We start from the raw sequence: 19,531 nt of genomic DNA, 5'->3' as shown, positions 1-19,531 counted from the left end.
TATTCAAAATTATACGTTTTTATTATTTACACAACAAGAATTTAATCTCACCAAATGCTGGCTTGTTTTTCTTCTTCTTTTGAAAAAAAGTTTCGTAAATTAACACAACGTTATCTAAAACACGGATTATAAAATGTTCAAACGACTTTTCCCAATAATTCTTGCCCTGATTCTTTTAGGCGCACATTTTTCCAGAAACAGTTATAACCTTCTGGCAATGGTTTCTGTTTTATTACCATTTCTTTTATTTGTAAAACGCATGTGGGTAATTCACCTTTTACAAGGAACAGTATTTTTGGGCGGACTGTCCTGGGCTATTAGCACTTATACGTTGGTTATGGGACGTATTTCTTTTGGGCAACCATGGACCCGGCTTTTTATAATTCTTTTCATTGTTACACTTTTTACTTTTTGGGCGGGTTACTGGGTAAAAGGGCCCAAGGTGATAGAGAAATATAAATGAGTAAATCAATATGTTAAACAAAATAGTTTTCTTTTTCTTGTGGATTGGTTTTACAAATTTGTTTGCCCAGGAACGGGAAGTGAAAATTATTGAAGTCCTAGATGCAAACCTGTTTTTAACCGAAGACAGCCTGCAAATTAAGATGGTCAATTTAAATGTCCCTTCGATAAATGATTTGGATTCAGCAAGGAGTGAATTGGCTGCAAATATTATTAAATTTGCCCGAATTCAATTAGAAAAGCGGACTTCTGGATTCATCCCTTCATATAAAAATAGCTGCTCTGATAACTCCATTCAATGCGGACATCTGTTTAGAAAGTATCCACTTGGTGACCGCAATATAAATACAACGTATCTTGAAAACGGTTATGCTGTTTATTTACCATGCGATACATTGTTTATGGATGAATACCGTGAAGCAAGTGAAAGAGCAATAAAAAATAAAAAGGGGACATGGGCTTTAACAAGAATTGCGCGTAAACCGAATTATTTTAACCGCTTTCGTGCTACAAACTGGCAGCATTCCTCTTTTTATGAAAATAGTCGAGATAGTTTTTTTCCGATAATTGGTTTTAACTATCGCTGGTCAGAGCTTTATAACCTTGCAGAATTTAATTCATCAAAAATTAATATAAGTGCTGAGGCAGGTACATTTTTATACTTTATGTTACCATACGCCAATATTGGTTCTGAAATTCGGTTTAAAAGATTCTATATTCGAGGACACTATGATGTACTTCTTCCATTTTTTTATTTTGTCCCGTCTGATAGGTTTGAATCTTTTGATTTTTATGGTTTGGATGTTGGAGTTATGATACCAATGTTTAAACGAGTGGCCTGGAGCTGGAATTAAATATCAAAACCACAGGTGAAGGCTCCATAAATCTATTCAGCATAAGTTTTGTTACATATTAATTTTTCTAAGATAAATTTAGTTTATAAATAATTTTTTCTTTACTAAAACGCCATTCCCTTTTTGACAATATTCCAACTTGTTGTAATTTTGCCGACCAACAATTCGATTTAACAAGAGACTATTATGCCGTTAATCTCACTCCAAAATGTGAGCATCCACTTTGGTGGGCCAAAAATATTAGATGAACTGAACCTGCAAATCGAAAAGAAACAGCGTGTTTGTTTGCTGGGGCGCAACGGCACAGGAAAATCCACTTTAATGAAGCTGATTGCAGGGCAGCTTTCGGTAGATGAAGGCCTTGTTCAAAATGAGCAAGGCGCCGCTATATCGTATCTTTCGCAAGAAATCCCGCAACAATTGTCCGGACCGGTTTTTAATATTGTGGCCATGGGTTTAGGAAAAAAAGGACAATTGCTTTCAGATTATCACAAGGCTGAGCTGCTTATTTCCAAAAACCCACAAGCAGATCATGAGCCGTTAAATCGTTTGCATGAACAACTGGATACGCATCACGCCTGGCCGGCAATGGATGAAATAAAAATCATCATTTCCAGTATGTCACTTGATGCAGATTGGCAATATGAAAACCTTTCCGGTGGTCAGAAAAGACGCGTGAACCTTGCAGCAGCATTGGTTTCCAATCCAGATTTACTTTTGTTGGATGAGCCGACAAACCATCTGGATATCAGCTCGATAGAATGGATGGAAGAATTTCTCAAAAGACGCGGAACGACACTTTTGTTTGTAACGCACGACCGGATGCTTTTACGGCGGCTGGCTACCCGAATCATTGAGTTGGATCGTGGAAAATTGGTGGACTGGTCTTGCGATTATGACACATTTTTGCAACGCAAAGAAGCCGTTTTAAATGCGGAACAAAAAGAATGGGAAAACTTTGATAAAAAGCTGGCACAGGAAGAAGTTTGGATCCGCAAAGGGATTCGCGCACGACGTACACGTAATGAAGGCCGCGTGCGTGCATTAAAAAAAATGCGTGATGAGCGAAAACAGCGAAGAGAATCTGATGGGAGTGTAAAAATGAACCTGGCGGAGGCCGGGAAATCCGGGGCTTTGGTCATTGAAGCGAAAGATGTCTCTTACAATTATGATGATGTGGCTCTAATCAAAAATTTTAGTACGATTGTAGGACGAGGCGATAAGATTGGTATTATCGGACCCAACGGATGTGGCAAAACTACATTGCTGAAATTGTTAACAGGAAAGTTGCAGCTTCAATCTGGCAGCGTTAACCACGGCACTAAACTTGAAATAACTTATTTTGATCAGCTAAGGCAGCAGCTTGATGATGAAAAATCTGCCTGGGAAAATGTTATCCCCAATGGCGACACCGTGACCATTGATGGGAGAAGCAAACATATCATTTCTTATCTGCAAGATTTTCTATTCACACCGGAAAGGGCGAAATTGCCCATCAGAAATTTATCCGGTGGAGAGCGTAACCGTTTGTTGCTTGCCCGCCTATTTTCAAAACCAGCAAACCTTTTGCTTCTCGATGAACCAACAAACGATCTTGATGCCGAAACACTTGAATTGCTGGAAGAATTAATCGTTAGTTTTAAAGGAACCCTAATTTTGATTTCTCATGACCGAACACTTTTGAACAATGTAGTAACCAGCACATGGGTTTTTGAAAAAGGCGGGAGAGTAAAAGAATATATTGGCGGATATGATGATTGGCTGGAGCAATCCGGTAAAGCGCGACAGGTGAAAACTGTAAAAAAGACTGACAAGAAAAAACAATATCAGCAAGAGAAAAAATCCAAAAGAAGTGAAGAAAATAAACTATCGTATAAGCAGAAAAAAGATTTGGAAAAACTTCCTTCGCTGATTGAAGAATTGGAAAAAAAACAGGAAGCCATTCATTTAAAAATGTCTGATCCGGAATTTTATAAAGATAAAGAAAAGGTGGTTGCGCTAAATGCAGAATTGACAGAAATTGAAAATCAGCTCGAAACTCTATACGAACAATGGGAATCTTTGGAAGCACTTAAAGAATAAAGGCTAAAATACTTAACAGGATTTATTTATGAAATTATTACTATTATTTTTTCTCTTTTCAACTATTATTTTTGCACAGGATTCGAATAATGATTGGAAAACCTATTATGAAAAATCTGGGTTTAAAGAAACACCGCATTATGCTGAGACAATAGAATATTGCAAACGGTTGGCCGATGCGTCTCCAATGATTACGTACACAACATTTGGAGTAAGCCCGCAAGGCCGTGATTTGCCACTGCTGATTATTGATAAAAACGGTAACTCCACGGCTGAACAAGTGAGGCGCACAAACAATGTTGTTTTTCTAATCCAGGCCGGGATTCATTCAGGCGAAATTGATGGTAAAGATGCCGGGTTTATGCTTATCCGGGATATGATAATTGAAGGAAAAAACAAAGATCTGCTTGATCATGTTACGATTCTGTTTATGCCAATTTTTAGTGTGGATGGCCACGAACGATTCGGTGCGTACAATCGTATTAACCAAAATGGACCTGAAGAAATGGGTTGGCGTGTAACAGCCCAAAACTACAATCTAAACAGGGATTATTTAAAAGCCGATGCACCGGAAATGCAATCTTGGTTAAAATTGTACAACACTTGGCTGCCGGAATTTTTTGCAGATTGCCATGTTACCGATGGTGCCGATTATCAATATGCAGTCACCTATTCGATCGAATTCAAACATGCCCATCATAAAATGGTTGGTGATTGGGTTAAGAATGGATATCTCGATTCGGTAATGCCAGCTATGGAGAAATCCGGTTTCCCGATGATAAAATATGTCTGGTTTAAAAAAGTGCATGACCCCAAAAGCGGCATTGGGCTTGGAATTGCCGGGCCGCGCTACTCAAATGGTTATACAATCTTGCATAACCGACCCGGATTGTTGATTGAAACACACATGTTCAAAGATTATAAAACACGTGTGGATGGCACCTATCAGTTATTAAAACATTCGTTACAAATTCTTAACCGTGATTATCTAAAATTACGTGATGCGATTGCCCAGGCAGATGCTAAAACACGCAAAGATGAATTCAGGAAAAAAACCTATCCTTTAAAATATAAACAGATGGAAGACTCTGTTTTGATTGATTTTTTGGGATATGAATACACCATCGAAAAAAGCGACCTGAGTGGTGGAGATTGGCAAAGGTTTTCCAAAGACAGTGTTACAATGAAAATTCCATTGTTTAATAATTATCAACCCGATATCACAGCCCAGTTACCGGAAGCCTACATTGTCCCTGTTGAATGGACAAAGGTGATTGACAGGATTAAGTTACATGGCATCCGTTTTGAAACATTGAATGAAGAGCATAAAATTAAGGTCAGTTCATTTAAATTCTCAAATGAAAAATGGAGCGAAAGACCTTACGAAAATCATCACACACTAACTTTTGATGTAGAGAAAATTGAAGAGGAAAGATTATATCCAAAAGGCTCTATTGTTATTCCAATGAACCAAAGAACGGCAAAAGTTATTGCTCATATTTTGGAGCCTAAGGGACCTGACTCTTTTCTGTTTTGGGGATTTTTCGATTCTGTTTTTGAACAAAAGGAATATGCCGAAAGCTATGTGATGGAAGAATATGCCAGAATCATGCTGGCCAATGACGAGAATTTGAAAAACAAGTTTGAGCAAAAACTAAAAGAGGATAAAGTTTTTGCTGCCGATCCATCAAAAATTCTCAAATGGTTTTACCGGCAATCACCTTATTGGGATAAAAGGATAAATAAATATCCTGTCGGCAAAATCTTTGACAAGGAAGTTTTGAAAAGAATAGTTAATTAATCATACCAAAATTTTTAACGCATAGGCTCAGAAAATAATAAAGTGTTTATGTTTTTCTCTGCGTTCTTTGCGACTTCAGCGATAAACAATTAAATAGAGATGATAAAATGAAATCAAAAAAACAATTAATTGTAGTTGGTGACCGGATTCTTATTAAGCCGGATACCGCCAAGGATAAAACACGTTCCGGGCTTTACTTGCCACAAGGCGTAGAAACAAAAGAAGATGTACAGAGCGGCTATGTTTTTAAAGTCGGTCCGGGTTACCCTTTGCCCGATCCGGGTGCTTCCGAAGAACCCTGGGATAAGCACCGCTCCGAACCAAAATATTTACCGCTTCAGGCAGAAGAAGGTGACTATGCTTTATTTCTGCGCAAGACAGCGGTTGAGATCGAATTTGAAAATGAAAAATATTTGTTGGTACCTCAGGCTGCAATTCTGCTTCTTGTCCGTGATGATATCCTGACTTCCTTTTCTGATGAAGAATAATTGCCTGGAACTTTTAGTTTTGATTTAGCGTAGGTGAACATCATTAAAATGAGTGTTTAACCAGCATCAAGGATTCAGGTTTATGTTTTTTATTACTGTTTTAACTTTATTAATTTTTGCCGCTTTTTTTGATCGCTGGTTGTTGACCAAAACCAATCAAAAAATCTGGAACTCTAAAATTGTACAAATCAGTGCAAAAGTATTGCCTTTTGCTTTTGTTCTTTTTGCCCCGCTTTGGGGATTAGGTACCTGGCAGCAAATTATGTGGATGCGAAACATAGGTGCAACCGGAACAAGTATTTCATTAATTTTAAATGTTACTCTTTTATTTTCACTGCCAATTGCATTCGGAGTAGCTAAAATTGGTGAATGGTTAAGCCATAAAAAATCTAAAACAAACACAGAAGTTGATACTTCACGTCGCCTGTTTTTAAAAACAGCGGTTGCTTCAATTCCAATCATCGATCTTTCTCTGGTTGGAAACGGGCTTGCTTCATCTTTTTCTCAAACACAGTTTCCACAGGTTAGCATGGAATATCCAAACTTGCCTGATGCTTTGGAAGGGTTCAAAATTCTTCACTTAAGCGATTTGCATCTCGGTTATTATTTTGGATTGGAACATCTGGAACAGACACTTTTGGATGCCGAAAAATACCAGCCGCACATGGTTGTTGTAACAGGCGATATTGCAGATGATTTGTCTGTTTTGCCGGGCGCTTTAAATTTAATTGATCAGTTTAAAACGCCATTTCCAAAATTTGCTGCCGTCGGTAATCATGAACATTTCCGGGGGATCCGCGAAGTGATTCGCAAAATGAATGCCGGGCCGGTGCCTCTTTTGTTAAACCAGCATCATACTTTTAATGTTTACAACACACAATTTACAATCGGTGGAGTAGATGATCCGGTTACAATGCGCTCTGATATAACCGGTTTTCTTGATCGTGCTATTGACAAAACCTTTAAGGATGCATCTGAAACAGATTTTAAATTACTAATGAGCCATAGACCGCGTGCCCTGGACCTGGCTCCAAAATATGGTGTTGATCTGACTTTGTCCGGACACACTCATGCCGGTCAGGTTGGTCTTGGCGGACGCAGCTTCTGGGATATTTTTAATGAAAATGGTTACCTTTGGGGATCATATCAAAAGGAAAATTGCAGGCTTTACACTTCTGCCGGGATGGGACATTGGTTTCCTTTCCGTCTTAATTGCCCGCTTGAAGCACCAATTATTACCTTGAAGAAAGAACCCCGAAATATTTCTTAAAACTTTCTTGTTTTTCTATTTGAACGTAACCACTCAAAGGATTTTTAACAAACAGGAGGAATTATGTCAAAACAGAAATTATCTTTTATATTTACTCTGGTTTTCATTTTGTCCTGCAGTACACAAAGTGAAGATAATTCAATTATTTATAACTTCACCGATGGGCTGGATGGCTGGAGCACGGGTACATCTGGCAAACAGCTGGATAGCATAACATGGATTGATTGGGCAGGCGAACCGTTGGGTTGTGTTAAACTCGATGGTAGCGATTTTGGGACATCAGACCATCAACCAAACTCCTGGATTTATAAAGAAATAATTCTTCCTGATGATGTATCGACCTTAAGTTTTATTACGAGTGCCCAAAATCGTATAGGTGCAAATGCTGAACTGAGAGTGCGTCTTATCGATGAAAACCAGGTTTCTACTGTTTTAATTGATTGGGAACTTGCTAATGATGGCTTGGACGATGAATTTGACTGGCTTAATAAAAGCGTTTCTATTTCAGAATTTGCCGGCCAAACAGTTACGCTGTTTTTTGAGCAGGGCGATAATGATATTGGTAATGGAGAGCAAAGATATATCGATAAAATTGAGATTAAATAATAGTTGTACACTTTTAACTTTTGATTCTACTCAATAATCGTTTGTAGCTCTCCTTAATCCTTTGAAAAAGCGGGTTTAAGTATTTTACAATCTGTGATTTTTCCTTCTAAAATTTAGGAAGTTTATAGAAAAACATAAATACTTTTAATATTATAGAACAGCATTCATGAAACAGATGCGATAACATCACACAAATGGAAGATGAACAGACGAATATTTATTAAAACCGGATTAACTAGTTTAGCGGGGATTTGATTTCTGATCGGCGTATACAAATGGTAGGTCGAGCCGTTTTAGTTTAAGTTGTCAAAAAGAAGATGCTTATCAAAACATAACTAATAGTAAAACAGCAGATATAATTGTCTAATTATGCGAAACTAATCACTTCACATAGGAGCTTTTTTTATTTTTTCTTTTGGTTTCTTTCTCACAGGGCGGCTAGGAGCAATCGGCGTAGACGGCTTTTTTCGTTCAGGTTTTGTTGCGACTGGTTTTTTCTTTTCTGGCTTATAAATAGGAGGCCTTGGTGTTGGCATTGGCGGTCTTGGAGGCCGGGGATGAGGCTTGTGTGGAGGATGAATGATAACAGGCTGTTCAATAATAACTATTACTTGTTCGGGTTCAGAATTATTTACAGCTTCTGTTTCATTTATTATAACAGTGTAACAAGAAACAAAAGCAAAGTTGCAACAAAATAAAACCAAAATAAATAGTTTTTGCATGATGGTTTTCCATAATCAATGTAGGCTACCATCATATTGACAAGAATTGTGCCAGTTAAGTAAGGTCGATAATTGTGGTTTTGATTAGCAACTATGACAACACCGGATACAAATTTAGTAAACCCTGTATACATCTAATTTAATTATATTTTGATTCTAATCTGTGTCCCGGAAATAATAAACTTTGCTTTTAGTTTTAAACCAAAATTATATAAAGAGGAGAACATGGAAAAGAAAAAAGGAAAGATTACCGGTATAGGCGGAGTGTTTTTTAAATGCAAAGATCCGGCCGCTATGCGTGATTGGTATAACAATAACTTTGGTATGACAGCTGATCAATATGGGATGCCTTTTGTTTGGAGGAAACCTGAAAACCCCAAAATGAACGGCTACACAGCTTGGAATCCCTTTGATGATAAAAGTGATTATTTCGAGCCATCCAAACAAAAATATATGATTAACTATCGTGTTGAAAATTTAGAAGAATTGCTTGAAGATTTGAAAGAGCAGGGTGTTACCGTAATTGGTGATATTCAAGAAGAAGATTATGGAAAATTTGGCTGGGTGCTTGATCCTGAAGGAAATAAAATTGAGTTGTGGGAACCTGTTGATAAAGTATTTGATGAGTTTTACGGAAACAAATAGAAAGAAAATGGGATGTCCAAAAAATTATCAGAAGCAGAGATTCAATCCAATCTTGAAAAACTAAACAAAGTTGCATCTGGCAATTGGCAAATTGAAGATAATAAACTATATAAAGAATTTGTTTTTGATAATTTTGTCAAGGCATTTGGCTTTATGACACAAGTTGCGCTGGAAGCAGAGTCAGCAAACCATCATCCTGAATGGTCGAATGTTTATAATAAAGTAACGATAAATTTATCAACTCATGATGTTGGTGGACTTAGTGTATTTGATTTTGAGTTGGCAAATAAGATTGAAGCTATTTTAAAATAGCAGGTTAGAATGTATTATAATATCAGGCTGGCTGAAAAAAAGGATTTGGCAACATTACCCGGAATTGAAAAAAAGGCAAGTGCTTTATTCAAAGAAACGAAATACTTTTTGGCTGTTGGTAAAGATGTAACAACATTTGAAGACTTTGAAGAAGCCCAGGAAGACGGCCACCTTTTTGTTGCGATAAATGAAAATGACAAACCGATCGGCTTTGCCTACATGGAAATAATGGGTCACGGAGTTCACCTGGATGAGCTGGATGTTTTGCCTGAATATGGCGGAAAGGGTATTGGAACAGCTCTTGTAAAAAAAGTAAACAGCTGGGCCAAAGAAAAGAGCTACTCTGCTGTGAGTTTAACCACTTATAAAAATATTTCCTGGAATGCTCCTTTTTATAAGAAGCTCGGTTTTAAGGAGGTTGTAGTTTCTGAAATGCCAAAACAGCTTTACACGCTTTTTCTGCAGGAACATGAACAGGGACTGCTGATGGAAGACAGAGTAGTCATGATTTTTGAGGTTGAGAAATGAAAAAAAATCTAAATTCTAATATCCCATATTATGCTGTAATTTTTACATCAGATTTAAAAAATAATGAGGGATATGCAGAGATGGCAACTAAAATGTCTGAACTTGCCAGTCAGCAATCTGGTTATCTTGGGCACGATTCTGCATGCGAAGAAGTTGGCATAACAGTTTCCTATTGGAAAGATTTGGATTCAATTCAAAAATGGAAAGAAAATACTGAGCATAAAATTGCAAGAAAAATCGGTCGTGATAAATGGTATAAATCATTTAGTGTGAAGATTTGTAAAGTGGAAAAAGAGTACTCATTTTAAGAATAATTATTGAATGAATAAAAGCAAAATGAATTTAATAATTTAATAAACTGCTATTTTAACCCACCGATAATTTTTCTATATTTGTCAGCCTTATTAAAATAAACAGTGACCTTCAATTTTACTTTTTTGCAACTTTGCAGGTCATCATTAAATTCGGATTTAATATGTTGGAAAAATATTTTAAAAAATACCGGGACAATGTAATAGGTGTTGATCAGGACTTTGAAACACCTTTTGGAAAACAAAAAATTTTGTATGCAGATTGGACGGCAAGTGGGCGGCTATATAAACCAATCGAAGAAAAGTTGATGAATAATATCGCTCCATTTGTGGGCAATACTCATACTGAAACATCTGTAACAGGCTCCACAATGACCCGCGCATATCATGAAGCTTTGCATATAATCAAAAAACATGTTGGTGCTGGTCCTGAGGATATTATCATTTCATCCAATTCGGGAATGACAGGAGTTGTAAATAAATTTCAAAGAATCCTTGGATTGAAAATCCATGAAAAGCACCGCGATTGTATTAAGCTGATCGAAGAGGAAAAACCAATCGTTTTTATTACACACATGGAGCATCATTCCAATCAAACATCCTGGCTGGAAACTTTGGTTGATGTGGAAATAATCCCACATAATGATTTGGGTTTGGTTGATTTAGAAGGTTTTTCTGAGTTATTAAAAAAGTATGAAACCCGCAAAAATAAAATTGCTGCTGTTACTTCATGTTCCAATGTAACCGGGATAATTACACCTTATCTTGAAATCTCAGAAATTATTCATGCAGCAGGTGGTTTATGTTTTGTCGATTTTGCCTGCTCTGCGCCATATATCCCAATAAACATGCATCCTGAAAACAATGCCCAAAAATTGGACGCCATTTTCTTTTCTCCTCATAAATTTCTTGGCGGGCCGGGTACAACCGGTATTTTGGTTTTTTGCAGCTCACTTTACGATAATAAAATTCCAGACAATCCGGGCGGCGGCACTGTAGACTGGACAAACCCTTGGGGTGGCCACAAATATGTGGATGATATTGAAGCACGCGAAGATGGTGGCACACCGGCTTTTTTACAAACAATAAAAGTTGGTTTGTGTGTAAAACTGAAAGAGGAAATCACATCTGAAAAAATGCTTCAGCGCGAAGAAGAGATGCTGAAAATAATTTGGGACGGGTTTGATAAGCTGGAAAACCTGCATGTTCTGGCCGGGCATATCCGTGAAAGATTAGGTGTTATTTCTTTTTATGTTGATGATCTGCATTTTAACCTGGCAGTACGTTTGCTCAATGATCGCTTTGGAATTCAGGTTCGTGGTGGTTGCTCCTGCGCCGGAACATATGGCCACTTTTTACTGCATGTTGATAAGCACCGTTCTAAATCAATTACCGATAAAATAAATGATGGTGATCTATCCGAAAAACCTGGTTGGGTGCGTCTTTCCATAAACCCGGTTATGAGTGATGAGGAAGTCCATTTTATAGTTCAGGCCATTACCGATTTGTGTAATAACCACAAAGCCTGGGCTAAGGACTATACTTATGATGTGCACAGTAATGAATTCTATCATAAGAACAGTGTGGACTTAGAGGAAGTACTTGTTAGCAATTGGTTTAAATGAGGATTAGGCCACTTATATTCTCAAAGTGTTTATCTAAGGTATAAAGTGCAAGCCCTTGTTGTTTGGCAACTGCGGCAATCCAAATATCATTTGTTGGAATTGGTTTTCCGTTTGCTCTAAGATCCGTAAATATGTTTCCATAAAAATCTGCAGTAGAATCATCATGTCCAAATAACCTTACCCGGGGAATATTTAAAAACTCTTCAAATTCTTCCCGGTTTATTTTTTCCCGGCTACCTAATTTAAATCCGGAATAAAGTTCAGCCATAACAGTTACATCAATCCCAATTAAATCAAACTTTTGGAAAGACTCAATAACCGCTTTGTTGTTTAGCTTAAACGCAGAATAAATATTTGTATCGATTAATACTTTTCTCATTTCCAAATCTCTGCATCAATTTTGTTAAAAGGTTCAATGTTCTTATCAAACTCCTTAGCGTCTTCTGCATTCCAGGTTCCTGCTAAATGGTCAAGATCATGGTGCCTTTTATAAAATGAATCTTGAAGCAAGCCAAGCTCTTTTCTCATAATTTTCAAGATTGTTTTATTGATGCTCTCTTTTTCCTGAAACGCTTTTTTTTGAAGGGCGTCTGCCAAAGTTGGGTCAACACCACGGATAGTAATTGTTTTCATTTTTAGCTCCTGATTGCACAAAACGACTTCATATTGAAATCAAATTATGATGTCATATAGGCGAATGCAAAAAAAACTGTAAAAGATAATTTGAAATTAGGTCAATTTGTAAAAGAAATTTTGGTTGATTCAGCGTCATTTGCTAAATTTGCCTTCACTAAAAAAAGAAAGGATACTAAGTGAAAATTGAAGATAAAAAAGTTGTTGGAATGAATTACAAACTCACCAATTCAAATGGAGAAACTCTTGATTCATCAGAAGGAAAAGATCCACTTTATTACCTGCATGGCTTTGGTAATATTATCCCCGGTCTGGAAGAAGAGCTTCTTGGAAAAGAAAAAGGAGATAAGTTATCTGTTTCTGTACCTCCTGAAAAGGGATATGGGATTAGAGATGACAAAAATATGCTTCAGGTAAAAAAGGACCAGTTTGAAGGTGTTGATAATATTCAGGTTGGTATGGAAGTACAAACCCAGGGACCACAGGGAATGCAGCTATATGTTGTTTCCAAAGTTTTTGGCGATACGGTAATTCTTGATGGCAATCATCCATTAGCAAATGAAACATTGAATTTTGATGTAGAGGTTGTGGAAGTTCGCGATGCATCAGCTGAAGAACTCGAGCATGGCCATGTTCACGGTCCTGGTGGACATCACCACTAAGGATTGACGATTGAAAGATTGTCAAAGAAAGGACAACCCTAAAAAAAGTCTAAATATGGATAATGCAACAATTGACAGGCTGAGAGAAGCCTTGAAAAATTCTCCGGATAACGTACCTCTAAAATTGCACCTGGCGGAAACGCTGTTAAGTTTAAACAGGTTGGATGAAGCAGAAAAAGAATATCAGGAATTGCTGGCATTGGATAATGATTTAAATATCCAATTTGGAATGGCCAGGGTTTTTTTCGCAAAAGGTGAATATTCAAAATGCAATGTTATCCTCGAAGAATTAGTACAATCTAATCCGCAAGATTTTGATGTTTTACTTTTACATACAAAGGCATTGGTGAAAGAAAATTCGTTAGCTCAGGCGATCGAGATTTACAAAAGCCTTCTGGAAATCAACCCAGCTTTTACAGATGAAGATTTGGATGCGCAATTACGAGTAGCTGCAACTTTGCATGAAGATTCGGAAATTGATGAAGATGACCCCTCATTTATTCAAAAGCCTACAATCAATTTTGATAATGTTGGCGGAATGGATGATGTCAAAAAAGAGATTGATTTAAAAATTATCCAGCCGCTTAAACATCCGGAAATTTATAAAGCCTATGGCAAAAAAATAGGTGGTGGCATTTTGCTTTATGGACCACCGGGTTGTGGTAAAACCTATCTGGCAAAAGCGACGGCCGGGCAGGTAAATGCTCGTTTTATTAGTGTAAGCTTAAACGATATCCTGGATATGTGGATTGGCAACAGCGAAAAAAATCTGCATGAAATATTTGAGATTGCCCGCCAAAACACACCATGCGTTTTGTTTTTTGATGAGATTGATGCCCTTGGTGCCAGCCGCAGCGATATGAAACAATCGGGGGGCAGACATTTGATTAACCAGTTTTTACAGGAATTGGACGGTCTGGAAAATGATAATGAAGGTGTTTTGATTTTAGGTGCAACCAATGCACCGTGGCACCTGGATTCTGCATTTAGACGCCCGGGCAGATTTGACCGTATTATTTTTGTACCTCCGCCAGACGCATCGGCCAGAGAGTTGATTTTAAAATTGAAACTGGAAGGCAAGCCCTCCGAGGCAATTGATTATGCAGCATTGGCCAAAAAAACAGAAGAATATTCAGGTGCCGATATTGAAGCCTTGGTTGATATTTCAATTGAAGGCAAATTAGAACAAGCCATTAAAGAAGGGATTCCTAAACCAATAACAACCAAGGATCTGCAAAAATCTATTAAAAAACATAAACCCACCACAAAAGAATGGTTTTCTTCTGCTAAAAATTTTGCCTTGTATGCGAACAATTCAGGATTGTATGATGACATTCTTAGCTATTTAAAAATTGATAAATAATATGAATGAACAACTTTACAGCCGTGCCGAGATTTTAATCCAGCAAAACAGGTTTGATGAAGCCGATAAACTTCTCTCGGAGTTGATTGGCCAGGATCCTAATAATTTCCATTTGCTGGCAATGAGCAGCCAGGTTGCCCTTGAGCTTGGTAAAAATAACAAGGCACAAGACCTTATTAATAATGCGATAAGCCAGGCGCCCGATGAAGACTATTTACATTTTATCAAAGGGCGGGTGATGCTCCGTTTGGACAAATATGATGAAGCAGAACAATCATTAAATGTGGCCATTAACCTAAATGCCGGGGATGCTGATTATTTTGCTATGTGGGCATCAATTAAGCTGGAACGAAAACAATTTGATTCGGCTCTTGATTTGGCCAACAATGCATTGGGGCTGGATTCAGAAAATATCCTCGCTCTAAATATCCGCAGTACAGCCCAGTTAAAGCTTAATAAAAAAGACGCATCTTTTGAGACGATTGAGGATGCATTAAAAGAAGATCCCAACAATGCCTACACTCATGCCAATTATGGTTGGAACTTATTGGAAAAGGGAGATCACAAAAAAGCCCTTGTGCATTTCAGCGAAGCATTAAAAAATGATCCGAATTTTGAGTTTGCACAAAGAGGGATGATTGAAGCCCTAAAAGCACGATATATTTTTTACAGGCTGTTTTTAAAATACTCGTTTTTTATGAGTAACTTGACAGCCAAATATCAATGGGGTGTAATTATTGGGTTCTATTTTGCTTATAGAATTATAAATAAAATTTCTCAAAACAATGAGTCGCTGCAACCATTTTTAACCCCGGTGTTAATTTTGATGGCTGTTTTAGCTTTTTCAACCTGGGTTATGAGGCCGATCAGTAATTTATTTTTGCGGTTAAACAAATATGGAAAACACCTTCTGGATAAGGATGAAATTATAAGTTCAAATTTTGTGGGATTTAGTTTTCTGGCATTTTTAGGTGGTTTGGCATTGTATATCTTTTCGGGTGAAAGTAAGTGGATAAGTATTGCGGTTTTTGGTTTTGCAATGATGGTTCCGTTTAGTGTGATGTTTGCATCATCAAGATATAAATATGCGCTACCTGCTTATGCGGGTGTTATGTTTATTGTTGGCCTGTTAGCTATTTCAAATGCTTTTAGCACAGGAGTTCTTTTCGGTGGTTGGGCAACAATTTTTCTTTTGGGTTTTATTGCCTTTCAATTAATTGCCAATTTTATAATGATTAAAGAAGACAATGTATAGGAAGCGTGTCGTTTGAAAGAGAAAAAAGATATTACGAATCGTAATGATATTGAAAATCTGATTAGGATATTCTATGAAAAGCTGCTGTCAGACGAAAGCTTGAGTTATATTTTTACGGACGTAGCCAAGATTGAGTTGGAACCACATATTTTGCTGATTAGTGATTTTTGGGAAAACCTTATTTTTGGATCAGATACATACCGTCGTAATGCAATGCAGCCACATCTTGAATTAAATAAACAAACACCATTAAAAAAAGAACATTTTGATGCCTGGCTTGCTCATTTTAAAAACAGCGTTGATGAACTATTTGCCGGTGAGAAGGCTCACTTTGCAAAAAACCGTGCTCAATCAATCGCTATGGTAATGCAGGTTAAAATATTAAACCCAGAAAGCAAGCTTTGAAAATAATAAAAACAAAAACGCTTCCGTATAAACCTGTTAGTTGTTCCTTTCATGATGAATTAGAATCTCTGGCAGTTAGGCAAACTTCTGTTGAGATAATTCATAGAGTTGAAAGCGGAGATCAAAACTGCATCAAATCAAAGATAAAAGATATTATTACCAAGGATGGCGCAGAGTTTTTGATTCTGGAAAATGACATTCAGATCCGCCTTGATTTAATTATAAGCGTTGATGGCAAAGAATTGGTTAACTATTGTTAAATATTTCATGAAAATTTCATATACACGATCAGTTTTAATTTTAATATTTATTGGCTTATCCAACACTTTTGCACAAGATCTGTTCATAAACGAGTTTATGGCCATAAACAGCAAATCCAGTAAGGATGATTATGGCCAATATGAAGATTGGATCGAAATTTATAATAATACAGATAGTTTAGTTAATTTAGCCGGTTTTTATATTTCTGATGATTCCAATGAAAAGTTAAAGTGGCAATTTTCTGATTCCACTGATTCACTGGAAATTTTACCAAACTCGTTTTTAATTCTCTGGGCAGACGGAGAACCTGAACAAGGTGTACGCCATGTTGGCTTTAAACTCTCAAGTTCCGGTGAAGAGATAATCCTGACAAATAAAGATACGCTTGTAGTAGATGAAATTGAATTTGGTCAGCAATATTCAGATATCTCATTTGGCCGGCAACTGGATAATTTTGAAGAATGGTCTTTTTTTGATCAACCAACTCCCGCTTTGCCTAATGATACTAATCCCATTCTTGAAAGAAGTAAAAAGCCCCAAATTTCTCATGAAAGCGGTTTTTTCAACTCTCCCATTAGTGTAGACATTTCTGTAGACGCGCCGGATACAGAAATTTTCTATACATTAAATTTTGAAACGCCATTAGACTCAAATACACAAAAATATGTAGAGCCATTAATTATTAATTCAACAACAGTCTTACGGGTTATCTCTAAACGCGCCGGATATCTGGATAGTGAGATTATGTCACGCTCATATATTTTTGAAGACCAGCCTCATTTGCCTGTTGTATATCTTGTTACTGACAGTGTTCATATGTGGGGCAAAAATGGCATTTATAATAATCGCTTTAAAAATTGGGAAAAGCCGGTCAGTTTCGAATTTATCAATCAACAGAAAAATGAAAGATTCAAAGCTAATGCAGGAATAAAAATTCACTCACCGGATAACCGCGTTCAACAATCTTTTCGGATTTATGCAAATCCAATTTTTGGTGAAAACTATTTCGAGCACCAATTTTTTAATCAAAAAGACATTGATAAATTTAAAAGGCTTGTTTTAAGAAATGGTGGAAATGATGGCTTGCAAGAGGAGAATGGTTCTCATATCCGGGATTTGATTGCCCACCAGCTTTATTTTGATATAGATCCTCAAAATGGGATCGCAGCTTTTGAGCCGGTAAATATTTACCTAAATGGGGAATATTGGGGCATTTATAATCTGCGTGAACGCCAGGATGAATATTATATTGATGAAAATTTTCCTTACGAGGGAAAACTGGATTTGCTGGAGCGTGCTTTTAGTTTCCCGGGTAACCGCAATGCGCTTAACGGAACCTGGCAACAATATGATGAAATGCGCACATTTATAATAGATCAGGACTTATCTCAAGAAGATAAATATGAGCATGTAAAAGATTTATTGGATATTAAGGGGTTTACCACTTACTGGATTCTGGAAGTTTATCTGGGCAATTTTGACTGGCTTTCAAATAACATGAAATTTTTTAAACCGCAGGATGGTGACCATAAATGGAAATGGATAATTTGGGATGTAGATCATGGGCTTGGTCTTCCTCATCAGGATCATGGTTTTCCCGAATGGAATTCTTTAGCCTGGTCGACAGCAACGTCTGGAGATAGAACGGCAGGCGGTGCAAATACAGCAATTATCCGCAATTTATTGGAAAATGAAACCTATAAAAATTACTTCATTAACCGTTTTGCAGACCTATTAAACTCATCGTTTAAAGCTGATATTATTGTCAGAATTATAAATAGCTTCTCATCAAAAATTGAACCGGACGTTGAAAAACAATTTAGCAGGTGGAAGAAAAACAGTCTTAGTAACTGGCATAATAACCTTGATATTATAAGAAACTATGTAAATGCCAGACCTGCATTTGTAAAAGAACACATTAAAGAAAAATTTAACCTTAGTAATACCATCAAAGTCAACCTGCAAATCGCTGAGCCGGACCAGGGAAAAATCGAGATAAATTCGTTAACTATTAACAAAAACAATTGGCAGGGAGACTATTTCTCTGGCATACCAGTGAATCTTAAAGCAAAACCAAATCCAGGTTATATTTTTGATTATTGGCAGCAGGGGGCAAATCGTTTTACCACTGAAGATATTGAGCTTACAAGCAGTGATAGTTTGGAAATTGAAATCTTTTTTAGAGTTGATTCTATACCGGAGTTGGTTATAAATGAAATAAATTATAACTCATATAAAGATTTTGATTCGGGTGATTGGGTGGAATTTTATAATCCAAAAGTTATTGATGTAGATTTGTCGGGCTGGTCTGTTAGAGATGATGACAGCAGTAATGTTTTTATATTTCCTCAAGATGTACACATGGAAAAAAATGGTTATTTAGTGCTTTGCAGAGACTTGACAAAATTCCAGAATCAAAATCCGGCTATTTCAAATGTAATAGGCGGGATGGACTTTGGTTTAAGCAGCCAGGGAGACCAACTTCGTTTATACAACAAAAATGGTGTTTTGATGGATTCTGTTCAGTTTGATGACACAGATCCCTGGCCCGAAAAAGCAGATGGTGATGGATTTACTTTGGAGCTTATTAATCCTGCGCTGAATAATAGCCTGGCCGATAACTGGAAAGCTTCTCTTTTAGTTGGTGGAACACCCGGAAAAGAAAATAGTGTGATTACCGGAATTATTGAGAACCCGGGAATTAAAAAACCATATACTTTTCAACTTCAGCAAAATTATCCAAATCCTTTTAATTCCATTACAAAAATCAAATATAGTGTGGCGAAAAAAGAGCATATAAAAATATCAGTTTATGATATTCAAGGCAGGTTGGTTGAAGTTTTGGAAAACAGCTATCATTCTCCCGGTGAATATGTTCTTTTGTGGAATGCTGAAAAAATTAGCTCCGGGATATATTTCATTCATCTATCGGGCAAACAACAACATCGAATAATTAAATCCGCATTAATAAAATAAAATATTAAGCCCACAGGATATTTATCCTCTTAATCTGTCGAAGAATTTTCAATTATCACTTATAGTTAGTATCAAATGATACCTTAATGAATTTTGTGTATTTTAAACCAAAATCTAAGGAGGTATCATTATGGATCAAAACCTTACCAAAAGGCTTCATTCCAAGTCTGTTAAAAACGCTATTGTTAATAATATTTCTCATGATTTCAACCTTACACCGATACTGGCTGAAGCTTACTTTAACCAGATTAAAAACTATTTCTTAGAACA

The 19,531-nt window shown here is 36.8% G+C and carries 22 protein-coding genes; 19 read left to right on the top strand and 3 right to left on the bottom strand.

The window, feature by feature from the left end:
- Positions 1-133 precede the first annotated feature (133 nt).
- The 7 genes from HND50_05285 (at position 134) to HND50_05255 (ending at position 7,563) form a co-directional block, all read left to right on the top strand.
- Positions 134-463, top strand: coding sequence for a hypothetical protein (locus HND50_05285; GenBank protein ID NOG44621.1), 330 nt, complete (start codon positions 134-136; stop codon positions 461-463).
- Between the two features lie 10 nt (positions 464-473).
- Complete coding sequence (locus HND50_05280; GenBank protein ID NOG44620.1) at positions 474-1,316, top strand: hypothetical protein; 843 nt, start codon at positions 474-476, stop codon at positions 1,314-1,316.
- Between the two features lie 186 nt (positions 1,317-1,502).
- The gene (locus tag HND50_05275; GenBank protein NOG44619.1) at positions 1,503-3,398 is read left to right on the top strand and encodes an ATP-binding cassette domain-containing protein; all 1,896 of its coding nucleotides are present in this window, start codon (positions 1,503-1,505) and stop codon (positions 3,396-3,398) included.
- Between the two features lie 28 nt (positions 3,399-3,426).
- Positions 3,427-5,199: a M14 family metallopeptidase gene (locus HND50_05270; GenBank protein NOG44618.1), complete on the top strand. Its 1,773-nt coding sequence runs from the start codon at positions 3,427-3,429 to the stop codon at positions 5,197-5,199.
- A gap of 107 nt (positions 5,200-5,306) precedes the next feature.
- A complete protein-coding gene (locus tag HND50_05265; protein NOG44617.1) occupies positions 5,307-5,687 on the top strand; it encodes a co-chaperone GroES in 381 nt (126 codons plus the stop codon).
- 82 nt (positions 5,688-5,769) lie between these two features.
- Positions 5,770-6,957, top strand: a complete 1,188-nt coding sequence (locus HND50_05260; GenBank protein ID NOG44616.1) for a metallophosphoesterase — start codon at positions 5,770-5,772, stop codon at positions 6,955-6,957.
- Positions 6,958-7,020: 63 nt separating this feature from the next.
- The gene (locus HND50_05255) at positions 7,021-7,563 is read left to right on the top strand and encodes a hypothetical protein (GenBank protein ID NOG44615.1); all 543 of its coding nucleotides are present in this window, start codon (positions 7,021-7,023) and stop codon (positions 7,561-7,563) included.
- Positions 7,564-7,949: 386 nt separating this feature from the next.
- Here the strand turns inward: HND50_05255 and HND50_05250 are convergent, their stop codons facing one another.
- Positions 7,950-8,285, bottom strand: a complete 336-nt coding sequence (locus HND50_05250; GenBank protein ID NOG44614.1) for a hypothetical protein — start codon at positions 8,283-8,285, stop codon at positions 7,950-7,952.
- 225 nt (positions 8,286-8,510) lie between these two features.
- Here HND50_05250 and HND50_05245 point away from each other — a divergent pair, with 225 nt between their 5' ends.
- From HND50_05245 to HND50_05225, 5 genes are all read left to right on the top strand, one after another.
- Complete coding sequence (locus HND50_05245) at positions 8,511-8,930, top strand: VOC family protein (protein NOG44613.1); 420 nt, start codon at positions 8,511-8,513, stop codon at positions 8,928-8,930.
- A 12-nt stretch (positions 8,931-8,942) separates the two neighbouring features.
- A complete protein-coding gene (locus HND50_05240; GenBank protein ID NOG44612.1) occupies positions 8,943-9,242 on the top strand; it encodes a 4a-hydroxytetrahydrobiopterin dehydratase in 300 nt (99 codons plus the stop codon).
- 9 nt (positions 9,243-9,251) lie between these two features.
- Complete coding sequence (locus HND50_05235) at positions 9,252-9,770, top strand: GNAT family N-acetyltransferase (GenBank protein ID NOG44611.1); 519 nt, start codon at positions 9,252-9,254, stop codon at positions 9,768-9,770.
- Positions 9,767-10,078 (top strand): antibiotic biosynthesis monooxygenase, encoded by a 312-nt coding sequence (locus HND50_05230; GenBank protein ID NOG44610.1) that lies wholly within the window; start codon positions 9,767-9,769, stop codon positions 10,076-10,078. Before HND50_05235 ends, HND50_05230 begins: the two co-directional genes overlap by 4 nt.
- A 167-nt stretch (positions 10,079-10,245) precedes the next feature.
- Entirely contained in the window at positions 10,246-11,706 is a 1,461-nt protein-coding gene (locus HND50_05225; protein ID NOG44609.1) for an aminotransferase class V-fold PLP-dependent enzyme, read from the top strand.
- On the opposite strand, the gene HND50_05220 is transcribed toward HND50_05225, so the two are convergent.
- A complete protein-coding gene (locus HND50_05220; protein ID NOG44608.1) occupies positions 11,699-12,085 on the bottom strand; it encodes a type II toxin-antitoxin system VapC family toxin in 387 nt (128 codons plus the stop codon). The genes HND50_05225 and HND50_05220 overlap by 8 nt on opposite strands.
- A complete protein-coding gene (locus HND50_05215) occupies positions 12,082-12,339 on the bottom strand; it encodes a hypothetical protein (protein NOG44607.1) in 258 nt (85 codons plus the stop codon). The genes HND50_05220 and HND50_05215 overlap by 4 nt, the downstream gene beginning before the upstream one ends.
- 179 nt (positions 12,340-12,518) lie before the next feature.
- On the opposite strand from HND50_05215, the gene HND50_05210 reads away from it, so the two are divergent.
- The 7 genes from HND50_05210 to HND50_05180 form a co-directional block, all read left to right on the top strand.
- A complete protein-coding gene (locus HND50_05210) occupies positions 12,519-13,001 on the top strand; it encodes a peptidylprolyl isomerase (GenBank protein ID NOG44606.1) in 483 nt (160 codons plus the stop codon).
- Positions 13,002-13,056: 55 nt separating this feature from the next.
- A complete protein-coding gene (locus HND50_05205; GenBank protein ID NOG44605.1) occupies positions 13,057-14,364 on the top strand; it encodes an AAA family ATPase in 1,308 nt (435 codons plus the stop codon).
- Between the two features lies 1 nt (position 14,365).
- Complete coding sequence (locus HND50_05200; GenBank protein ID NOG44604.1) at positions 14,366-15,619, top strand: tetratricopeptide repeat protein; 1,254 nt, start codon at positions 14,366-14,368, stop codon at positions 15,617-15,619.
- Between the two features lie 12 nt (positions 15,620-15,631).
- Positions 15,632-16,024: a group III truncated hemoglobin gene (locus HND50_05195; GenBank protein ID NOG44603.1), complete on the top strand. Its 393-nt coding sequence runs from the start codon at positions 15,632-15,634 to the stop codon at positions 16,022-16,024.
- Positions 16,021-16,284: a hypothetical protein gene (locus HND50_05190; protein NOG44602.1), complete on the top strand. Its 264-nt coding sequence runs from the start codon at positions 16,021-16,023 to the stop codon at positions 16,282-16,284. The genes HND50_05195 and HND50_05190 overlap by 4 nt, the downstream gene beginning before the upstream one ends.
- Positions 16,285-16,291: 7 nt before the next feature.
- The gene (locus tag HND50_05185) at positions 16,292-19,261 is read left to right on the top strand and encodes a T9SS type A sorting domain-containing protein (protein NOG44601.1); all 2,970 of its coding nucleotides are present in this window, start codon (positions 16,292-16,294) and stop codon (positions 19,259-19,261) included.
- Positions 19,262-19,391: 130 nt separating this feature from the next.
- A partial coding sequence (locus HND50_05180; GenBank protein ID NOG44600.1) for a hypothetical protein occupies positions 19,392-19,531 on the top strand: 140 nt, incomplete at its 3' end.

The organism is Calditrichota bacterium (genome assembly GCA_013112635.1).
Lineage (GTDB): Bacteria > Calditrichota > Calditrichia > Calditrichales > J004 > JABFGF01.
This window is presented reverse-complemented; position numbering and strand designations above follow the sequence as displayed.